Genomic DNA, 9,929 nt, shown 5'->3' on the forward strand with positions numbered 1-9,929 from the left:
GTTTTCAGTATTTTACCAAATCACGCAGCAACCCGGACACACGGCTGAACACGCCCCCCTCGGCGCGCGGGTCTTCCGCGGCCGGCCGCAGGATCTCGTCCCGGCTGAAGCCGGGGGTGACCTCCCCCGCGGTGGCGCGAGTCGTCCACCACGACCGCTGCGACGGCGGCCTGCGGGTGCCGGCGACGCGCATGTCGAGCCTAAGTGTCGCAGGAGGCGTGAGTTGCAGGTCCTTACGCTCCTGCACCAGCTTGAAGAGCCAGGCCGGGTCCAGCTTCGCCTCCGGTCTGAACTTTAAGACGATCAACTGGCTCTCGCGGTCGATCGACTCGATGCCGATGCGGTCGGCGAGCACCCGGACCTCGGCATACTCGGCCAGGTTCTCGATCGAGGCCGGCGGCGGGCCATAGCGATCGCGCACCTCCTCGACGACCCGGCGCAGCTCGTCCTCGGACCGCACGCCGGCCATGCGGCGGTAGACGGTCAGCCGCTGGTTCATGTCGGGAATGTAGGTCTCGTCGATGCGCAGATCGACGCGGAGATTGACGTTGGCGCGAATCTCGTCCTCGATCTCCTCCCCCTTGAGTTCCTTGATGGTCTGCTCGAGGAGCTTCATGTACATGTCGAAGCCGACGGTCTCGATCTGTCCGCTCTGCTCGCCGCCGAGGAGATTGCCGGCGCCACGAATCTCGAGGTCGAGCGCGGCGACGCGGAAGCCGCTGCCGAGGTCGCTGAACTCGCGGATCGCGGCGAGCCGCTTCTTGGCCACCGGCGACAGGTTGTCCTCCGGCGGAATCAGCAGGTAGGCGTAGGCGCGGCGATCGGATCGCCCGACGCGACCGCGCAGCTGATAGAGCTGCGACAGCCCGTAGCGATCGGCGCGATTGACGATGATGGTATTGGCGTTGGCGATGTCGAGGCCGTTCTCGATGATGGTCGTCGCCAGCAGCACGTCGTACTTGTGCGCCATGAAGTCGACCATGACCTTCTCCAGCTCGTCCTCCGCCATCTGCCCGTGGCCGACGCCGATCTTCGCCTGCGGCACGAGCCGGCGCAGCAGGTCGCCCATGGAGTAGATCGACTCGACCCGGTTGTGCACGAAATAGATCTGGCCGCCGCGCTCCATCTCGTTGCCGATGGCGCGGCGCATCACTTCCTGATCGAACTTGACGACGTTGGTCTGGATCGAGAGGCGGTCCTTGGGCGGCGTCTCGATGATCGACATGTCGCGGATGCCGGCGAGCGACATGTTGAGCGTCCGCGGAATCGGCGTCGCCGTCATCGTCAGGACGTCGACGCGCTTGCGCAGCTGCTTGATTTTTTCCTTGTGGGCAACGCCGAAGCGCTGCTCCTCGTCGACGACGAGCAGGCCGAGATCTCGGAACTGGACGTCTTTCGAGAGCAGCCGGTGCGTGCCGACGATGATCTCGACCTTGGCGGCCGCGAGGTCATCGAGGGTCGCCGTCTGTTCCGCCTTCGAGCGGAAGCGGCTGACCATGTCGACGCGGACCGGGAAGGCGGCGAAGCGGTTCTGCAGGGTCTTCAGGTGCTGGAACGCGAGCACCGTCGTCGGCGCGAGGAAGGCGACCTGCTTGCCGTCCATCACGGCCTTGAAGGCGGCGCGCATGGCGACCTCGGTCTTGCCGTAGCCGACGTCGCCGCAGAGCAGGCGGTCCATCGGAGTCGGAGATTCCATGTCCTTCTTGATGTCGTCGATCGCGTTCCTCTGGTCGGTCGTCAGCTCCCACTCGAAGGCGTCTTCGAACTCCTGCTGCCAGTGCGTATCGCCGCTGAAGGCGTGGCCCGGGATCGCCTTGCGCGAGGCGTAGAGCTTCAGCAGCTCCTCGGCCATGTCGCGCATCGCCTTCTTGACGCGCGTCTTGGCTTTCTCCCAGCTGGTTCCACCCAGCCTGTCGAGAGTCGGCCGCGCCGCGCCGGTGAATTTCTGGACGAGATCGAGCCGCTCGACCGGGACGAACAGCTTGTCGTCGCCGGCGTAGCGGAGCTCCATGAACTCCTGCGTTTCGAGGCCGACGTTGATCTTCTTCAGGCCGACGAACACGCCGATGCCGTTGTCGACATGTACGACCAGGTCACCGACCTTGAGGTCGCGGAAATCCGACAGAAACGTTTTCGCTGCCGAACGCCGCCGCTCGTGGGTGGTTCGCTCCTCGTCGAAGACGTCGGTCTCGGCCCAGAGCCGCAGGCCGGCGTCGGGAAGACGGAAGCCCTTCGAGAGATGGCCGACCGCGATTAGGACGGCCCCGGCGTGCGCGTCTTCGCCGCGATCGATCGGCGCGGCGGGGACCTGGTAGTCGGCGAGCATCTCGATGACGCGCTCGGCGCGGCCAGACGAATTGGCGACGAAAATTGCCGTCTCGCCAGCCGCACGCGCGTCGCGCAGCTCCGCCACCCAGTCCTGCACGCGGCCGGCAAACTCTCTCGCCGGCTGCGTCGCGATATGGCGCGCCTCGTCGCCGACCAGCGGCGTGCCGAGCGCCAGCGTCTCGAGCGCGGTGCCGCTTTCGACGAGCGGCGCGACAGCGTCCCAGCCGATGACCAGCGCCGACGGCTCCTGGACACGCTCGCCCTTGTGCACCTTCTCACCGTAGCTGTGCTCGATCTGATCGCGCAGCTTGACGATCGCCGCCTTGACCTCGTCGGGCTCCGAGACGAAGACGGAACTGCGCAGCGGCGCGACGTAATCCAGAAACGTGTGACTGCCGCCCAGCGAGGCGCTGCCGTCGGCGCCCGCCGGACTCTCCGTCAACGGGACGACATGCACCTGATCGACCGGCTCGATCGATCGCTGCGTGTCCGGATCGTAGACGCGCAGCGACTCGACGTTGTCGCCGATGAACTCGACGCGAACGGGGTGCCGGGCGCCGGCTGGATAGAAGTCGACGACGCCGCCGCGGACGGAGAACTCGCCGGGCTCGTCGGTCGGATCCTGGCGCGTATAGCCCGCCTCGACCAGACGGTCCACCAGATTGGTCGGCGGGATCTCGTCGTCGGGCCGAAGGACCAGGCCTGCCTGCTTCAGGCGATCGGGCGGCCCGAGCCGCGGCAGCAGCGACGCCGCCGACGCGATCACCAGCCGCGCCGAGCCGGTGCTCAGGGCGTGCAGGGCGCGGGCGCGGGCCGAGGCGATCTCGAAATGCGGCAATAACCCCCGGTAGGGATCGACCTCGTGCGAGGGGAACGAGAGGACCGCCCGGGCCGCATCGACGTCGGACGCGCCTTCGAGCGCGGAGAAGAAGAAGCGGGCGTCGGCGCACACCTGCTCGACGTCGGCGTCGCTCGGCACGATGACGAGGCTGCGCTCGCGCCCCGCCGCGGCCGCCGCGAATAGGCCCTTCGCCGCCGCCGTCAAGCCGCTTACGGCCCGCCCGGACACACCAACGCCGAGACGGCCGGCCGCGTTCTTCAGCAGGGCGCGGAGCGTGAGGCTGGTAGAAGTCGAGGAGCTCATGACGAGGGTTCGTCGAACGCCGGAACCGTCAATTATGACATGCCTGATGCCACGAGCAGGAGGCGCAATCGGCGGACCCGGAGCCGGGCCACTGACGAGGTGAGACGGTTTGCCCGAGGCAGCCCGGAGGGTTCCGCCCATTCCATTCACCCGGGGGCGGACGGCACCATCGACGCCGACGTCTCTGGTTCACTCTCGTTCAGGCGGCGGGGGACGCGGCGCCGCTACAGCCGATAAACCGTCGATCCGCCGACGACCGTCTGGACGATCTGAATATCCTTGATTTTCGACGGATCCACCCCGTGCGGATCGTCGGCGAGCACGACGAAGTCGGCCAGCTTGCCCACAGCGATGGACCCCTTCTGCGTTTCCTCGTGCGAGGCGTAGGCGCCATTCAGCGTGCTCACCGTCAACGCCTCGTCGACCGAGATCCGCTGGTTGGCTCCCCACGTGGTGCCGTCCCACCCGGTGCGCGTCACCATCCCCTGGAGGCCCATCAACGGCGCAAACGGGCCGGGATGGAAATCGCTCCCCGCTGCGCATCGCACGCCGGCGTCGAGCAGCGTCCGGTAGGCCATCGCGTGCGTCATGAACGCCTCGCCGTAGAACGGGAACTTGTCGCTGTTGTAGTACGCGTAGGTCGAGAACAGCGCCGGCACCGCCCCGGCCGATTTGATGCGCCCGACGAGCTCGTCGTTGATCAACGTGCAATGGGTGATCTTCGGCCTGAGGTCGTGGCGCGGATACAGCTTCTGCGCCCGTTCGAACGCGGTCAGGTACTGCGCGATCGCCACGTCGCCATTGGCGTGGCAGTTCACCTGGATGCCGGCACGATGCACGCGCTCGACCCAGGTGTTGCAGTCGTCCTGCGATTCCGTGACGTTGCCCGTGTAGCCGTGCTGACCGGGATAGGGGAAGCTCAGAGCCATCGTGCGTTCGGAAAACGACCCGTCGAGCACGTGCTCACTGGTCGCGCCGAACCTGATCCACTCGTCGCCGAAGCCGGTCTCGATGCCGCTTGCGATCATGTTCTCGAGCACGCGACCGTTGGCCTCGTAGCTGACGCGATGCAGGAGCTCGCCGCGCGCGCGCACGTCCTGCATCGCAGTCAGGTCGCCTCCCTGATGGTGAACGCTGGTCAGACCGTAGCGCGCGAACTGCTTGGAAATGTGCGCGATGCCGTTGCGTTCGCGCTGGGCCTGCTCCGCCGCCCCATAGGTCGGCCGCGTCCCGACAGTGTTGAACACGGCGCGCGCGAGATCCGTCACGCGCCCGTTGAGGTCGCCGCCGGCGTCGTGGTCGAACGTGCCGCCTGCGGGGTTCGGCGTCTCTCTGGTCACCTTCGCGAGTGCGAAGGCGCGTGAGTTGTAGAACGAGGTGTGGCCGCCGCGATGGTGGACGACGACCGGATGCTCCGTCGAGACGCGATCCAGATCCGCGGCGTTCAACGGTCGCTTGTCCTTCACCTTGGTATCGTCGTGGAAGTAGCCTTCCACCCACGTGCCTGGCGCGACCTCACTCGCCTTCGCTTTCAGCTTGTCGACGATGCTCTGGATGGTGACGAATTCGACCTCGAAGGGATTGCCGACGAGCACCTCGTAGAGCAGCATCGTGCCGCCGGCGTGGTTGTGCGCATCGATGAAGCCGGGGACCAGGGTCATGCCTTTCGCGTCGAACGTCCGGGTGCGTGCGCCAGTCAACGCTCGCATCTCAGCGGTGCTGCCGAGCGCCGCGAACCGGCTGCCCGCCACCGCGAAGGCCTCGGCGCGAGGGCGGACTCCATCCATCGTGTAGACGCGGGCGTTGTAGACGACCAGATCCGGGTCGATCGGCGCGAGCCCGCGGAACGGCCGCGCCAGCAATCCCGCCGTCGCCAGTCCCATGAACTCCCGGCGTGTCTGTGCTCTGCGCATGCGCGGCGATTCTAATGCGATCGTGTTCGCTTGACGCGCTCGATGATCGCGCTCGTCGAGAAGCCCTGCTCGACCGGCTCCAGAATCACCCGGCCGCCACGCGCTTCCACGGTGTCGCGACCGACGATGTTGTCGGGCGCCCAGTCGGCCCCCTTGACGAGGACGTCCGGCTGCACACGACGGATGATCTCGGCCGGCGTGTCCTCGTCGAAGATCGACACGGCGTCGACGCAGGCCAGCGCCTCGAGCACTTCGGCGCGTTCCGCCTGCGGGTTGATCGGCCGCGACGGGTCCTTGTAGTGCCGCACCGACTCGTCAGAGTTCAGTCCGACGATGAGCAGGTCCCCGTGGCGGCGCGCCGCCTGCAGGTAGCGGACGTGCCCTGGATGAAGAATGTCGAACGTGCCGTTGGTGAACACGACCCGCCTGCCGGCGGCGCGCGCCTCGGCCACGAAGCGGCTCAGCGCGTCAGCGTCCAGCATCCTTGAACTTTATGCCGCCCGAGAACCGCCATGTGTGTCGCGGACGATAGATGCCGACGTCCTTGGCGCGTGACTTGACGCGAAAGGTGTAGAGCAGGCGATGGTAATCGTAGGGGAAGCCGTCGAACTTGTGGACGGCGACGTCCATTTTGTAAGTGCCTTCGACGAGATCGAGCGCCTCGATCGCGAACGTCACCTCGGCATCGCCACTCAGCTTCTCGCCAGCCAATTCAGCCAGCGTCGTGTTGGTGCCGTAGACGCAGATCCCCTCGGCGTTGAAGATGCCGATGCCGAACACGAAGTCGTCCACCGCAATCGGCGCCCTGGCGCGGATACGGACGTCCATCGGGCTGCCGGTCTGAAAGACATGCCCCGGCTGACCGTCGGCGCTGATGAAGGCCACCTCGGCGATTTCGACTTCACGCGATCCCCAGCGTCCTTCGGTGGCGCGGAACATGTCGTCGGGCTCGCCGCTGGCGGCAACGGGATCAGCTGGCAGATCGGCGGCAGGCGTCTCGGCGACTGCGGCGGTGTCGCGCGCCCTGGCGTCGGTTGCGGCAAGTTCCTGCTCTTCGCGCTGCTCGATGTCGGTGAGGTAGGCGCCGACGATGCGCTTGGGATCCCCGGAGCCCTTGATCCGCCCGCCGTCGAGCCACAGCGCCTCGTCGCAGAAGCGCTCGACCATCCCAAGTGAGTGCGTCACCAGCAGGATGGTCCGGCCGCGCCGCTTGAACTCGGCGAACTTGTCGAGGCACTTGTGCGTGAAGCCCTCGTCGCCGACGGCGAGCACCTCGTCGACCAGCAGGACATCGGGATCGACGTGGATCGCCACGGCGAAACCAAGCCGCATGTACATGCCGGACGAATAGGTCTTGACCGGCGCGTCGATGAACTCCTGCAGCTCGGCGAACTCGACGATCTCGTCGAAGCGCTCCGCGACCTGACGCTTGGTCAGGCCGAGCATGATGCCGTTGATGAAGACGTTCTCGCGGCCGGAGATCTCGGGGTGGAAGCCGGCCCCGAGCTCGATCAACGCCGACACGCGGCCGTGGACCTGGACGGTGCCGATCGACGGCTTGCTGATGCCGGCCACCAGTTTGAGCAGCGTGCTCTTGCCTGAGCCGTTGCGGCCGATGACGCCGAGCGTCCGGCCGCGCGGGACGGTCAGACTCACATCGTTGAGCGCGGTGAAGGTCTCGTCGGGTCGAAGGTTCTTGATCAGGCTGCGGCTCAGCAGCGCGCTCTTCAGCGTCGCGAACTGCTTGCGGTGACTGAAGCGGCGGTAAATCTTGGAGACGCGCGCCACTTCGATCGCAGGCTTCGCTCGTGGACCGGTGTCCGGCGCCCGCTGCCCGATGCCCGACGTGCGATCGTCCATCAGACTTCCTCGGCGAACGAATCGCGCAGGCGGTCGAAAATCCAGTAGCCGAACAGGAAGAACACGACCGAGATCGCACCGAGCACGAGCAGCCACTTGAGGTGACCGACCGGGCCTTCGAAGAACAGGATCTCCTGATAGGTGATGACCAGGTGCGTGAACGGATTCAGCCGCAGCACCGCGCCCTGCCAGGTGCCTTCCGGAAACATGAAATAGGGGTAGATGATCGGCGTGCCGAAGAACCAGAACGTGATCAGGTTCGACAGGATGTCCCTGATGTCGCGGAAATGTACGGTCAGCGCCGACAGCAGGAGCGCGAATCCCGTCGTCAGCACCAGCTGGACGAGCACGACCAGCGGGAAGATCGCCAGCTCGCTCGCATGCAGCGGGCGCCGGTAGTAGATGAGGAAGCCAGCCAGGATCACCAGCCCAAAGAAGAAGTGGATCATGTTCGCCAGCACCGTGACGATCGGCAGTACTTCGGCGGGGAACAGGACCTTCTTGATCAGATTGCCGCCTGAGATCAGCACACTGGCCGACTCCAGCAGCGACGAAGCGAACCACGTCCACGGCAGGATGCCGCAGAACATGAACAGCGCATACGGCTTCAGACGCGGATCGTTCGATCCGGGCATCACGAAGGTGAACACGAACGTGTAGACCAGCAGCAGGAGCAGCGGGTTGATGAACGACCAGAAGAAGCCCAGCACCGAGCCGCGGTAACGTGCCTTCAGCTCGCGGGCGACCAGGCTCTGGATCAGGCCACGGTAGCGCGGCAGCTGCGCCAGGTTATGGAGCATCGATCTGGATGACGAGCACGGTCACGTTGTCGGGGCCACCCCCGTCGTTCGCCGCGGTGACCAGCCGGTCGCATATCTCCTGCAGCGTCAGCGTGGCATCCGAGAGGATCCGCTCGATCGCGTCGTGCGCGACCACCCCCGACAAGCCGTCGGAGCAGATCAGCAGGCGCTCCCCCTGGTGGGGCGTCAGCTCGATGGTGTCGATGTCCGGATCGCTCCCGCCAGAGAGCGCGCGGGTCACGACGTTGCGCCACGGATGCTGCCGCGCCGCCGCTGACGTCATCGTCCCGGCCCGTACCTGCTCTTCCACCCACGAGTGATCGTCGGTGATCTGGTGCAGCGTGCCGCCGTTGGTGACGTCGAGCGCGTAGACGCGGCTGTCGCCGACGTGCGCCACGCAGGCGCTGTGCGGGCCGGCCAGCACCGCCGACGCCGTGGTGGCCATCCCGCGCAGGTCGGACGACTCGGCCATCGCGTTGGCGATCTGGCGGTTGGCGAGACGAAACGCCGCCTTCAGCCGGTTGCTTTCCAGGCTGATGTGCGGTTCGAACGGGAACGGCCAGGTGCGGTTCTTGTCGGCGCCGGCGGTTTCGGCGATGAAGGTCTGGATGGTCTCGACCGCGACGTTCGACGCGACTTCGCCCGCGGCATGGCCGCCCATGCCGTCGGCCACGACGAACAGTCCGAGATCGTCGCGGGAAGCGTAGCTGTCTTCGTTGCCGCTCCGACGGAGACCAGGGTCCGTACGGACGGCCCAGGACAACTGCATCGGGGGATTCTAACCCTGCGGCGGCGGCATCCGCTGGTGACCGACCCGACCGGCCAGCGCAAGGCGGGAGGCAACCTGCAGACGCGACAGCGACTTCATGAGCGCCGCGCGCGCCCTGTCGTAATCGATGTCCATGGTGTATTCGCGGAGCCGCTCCTCGGCCCGCCGCTTCGCTTCCTCGGCGCGCGCGACATCGATCTCATCGGCCTTCTCGGCCAGGCGCGCCAGAACGGTCACTCGATCGGGCAGCACTTCGACGAAGCCGTAGGCGATCGAGAGATAGGTCTTCTCCTGGCCCTTGCGGTACCAGAGTTCGCCGACCGCCAGATCGGCCAGCAGCGGCGTGTGGCCGGGCAGCACGCCGAAATAGCCTTCCGATCCCGGAATCTCGACTTCGTCGACCGGATCGTCGATCAGCAGCCGCTCCGGCGTGATGATCTTGAGATCGATGCTCGTGGGTAGTGACATCAGCTGACGTCTCAGCCCTTGGCCATCTTGTCTGCTTTGGCCTGGGCCTCTTCGATCGTGCCGACGAGGTAGAAGGCCTGCTCGGGCAGCGCGTCGTGCTTGCCGTCGACGATTTCCTTGAAGCCCTTCACCGTTTCGGCGACCGGCACGTATTTGCCGGGCAGGCCGGTGAACTGCTCGGCGACGAAGAACGGCTGCGACAGGAACCTCTGGATCTTGCGGGCGCGCGCCACCGCCAGCTTGTCGTCCTCCGACAGTTCGTCGATGCCGAGAATCGCGATGATGTCCTGCAGGTCCTTGTAGCGCTGCAGCACCTGCTTGACCGAACGCGCGACGTTGTAGTGCTCCTCGCCGATGATCCGCGGGTCGAGGATGCGCGACGTCGACGCCAGCGGATCGACGGCCGGGTAGATGCCGAGCTCGACGATCGCGCGCGACAGGTTGGTGGTCGCGTCGAGGTGCGCGAACGTCGTCGCCGGCGCCGGATCGGTGTAGTCGTCGGCGGGCACGTAGATCGCCTGCACGGAGGTGATCGAGCCCTTCTTGGTCGAGGTAATCCGCTCCTGCAGCTCGCCCATCTCGGTCAGCAGGGTCGGCTGGTAGCCGACCGCGCTCGGCATGCGGCCGAGCAGCGCCGAGACTTCCGA

At 66.3% G+C, this 9,929-nt stretch carries 8 protein-coding genes; all 8 read right to left on the reverse strand.

What is annotated here, in order from left to right:
- Nucleotides 1-4: 4 nt before the first annotated feature.
- Nucleotides 5-3,472 (reverse strand): transcription-repair coupling factor, encoded by a 3,468-nt coding sequence (gene mfd / locus VGI12_10595; protein ID HEY2433111.1) that lies wholly within the window; start codon nt 3,470-3,472, stop codon nt 5-7.
- 224 nt (nt 3,473-3,696) lie between these two features.
- Nucleotides 3,697-5,385 (reverse strand): amidohydrolase, encoded by a 1,689-nt coding sequence (locus VGI12_10600; protein HEY2433112.1) that lies wholly within the window; start codon nt 5,383-5,385, stop codon nt 3,697-3,699.
- An 11-nt stretch (nt 5,386-5,396) separates the two neighbouring features.
- A complete protein-coding gene (gene rfaE2 / locus VGI12_10605) occupies nt 5,397-5,867 on the reverse strand; it encodes a D-glycero-beta-D-manno-heptose 1-phosphate adenylyltransferase (GenBank protein ID HEY2433113.1) in 471 nt (156 codons plus the stop codon).
- Nucleotides 5,854-7,245 carry an ABC transporter ATP-binding protein gene (locus tag VGI12_10610; GenBank protein HEY2433114.1) on the reverse strand — a complete coding sequence of 464 codons (1,392 nt, stop codon included), beginning with the start codon at nt 7,243-7,245 and terminating at the stop codon, nt 5,854-5,856. Before VGI12_10610 ends, rfaE2 begins: the two co-directional genes overlap by 14 nt.
- A complete protein-coding gene (locus VGI12_10615; protein ID HEY2433115.1) occupies nt 7,245-8,045 on the reverse strand; it encodes an ABC transporter permease in 801 nt (266 codons plus the stop codon). Before VGI12_10615 ends, VGI12_10610 begins: the two co-directional genes overlap by 1 nt.
- Nucleotides 8,035-8,814 (reverse strand): PP2C family serine/threonine-protein phosphatase, encoded by a 780-nt coding sequence (locus tag VGI12_10620; GenBank protein HEY2433116.1) that lies wholly within the window; start codon nt 8,812-8,814, stop codon nt 8,035-8,037. Before VGI12_10620 ends, VGI12_10615 begins: the two co-directional genes overlap by 11 nt.
- A gap of 9 nt (nt 8,815-8,823) precedes the next feature.
- Nucleotides 8,824-9,282, reverse strand: coding sequence for a F0F1 ATP synthase subunit epsilon (locus VGI12_10625; protein HEY2433117.1), 459 nt, complete (start codon nt 9,280-9,282; stop codon nt 8,824-8,826).
- Nucleotides 9,283-9,293: 11 nt separating this feature from the next.
- Nucleotides 9,294-9,929: F0F1 ATP synthase subunit beta (locus VGI12_10630; protein ID HEY2433118.1), on the reverse strand; the 636-nt coding region annotated here is incomplete at its 5' end.

It is taken from the genome of Vicinamibacterales bacterium, from assembly GCA_036496585.1.
Classification (GTDB): domain Bacteria; phylum Acidobacteriota; class Vicinamibacteria; order Vicinamibacterales; family 2-12-FULL-66-21; genus JAICSD01.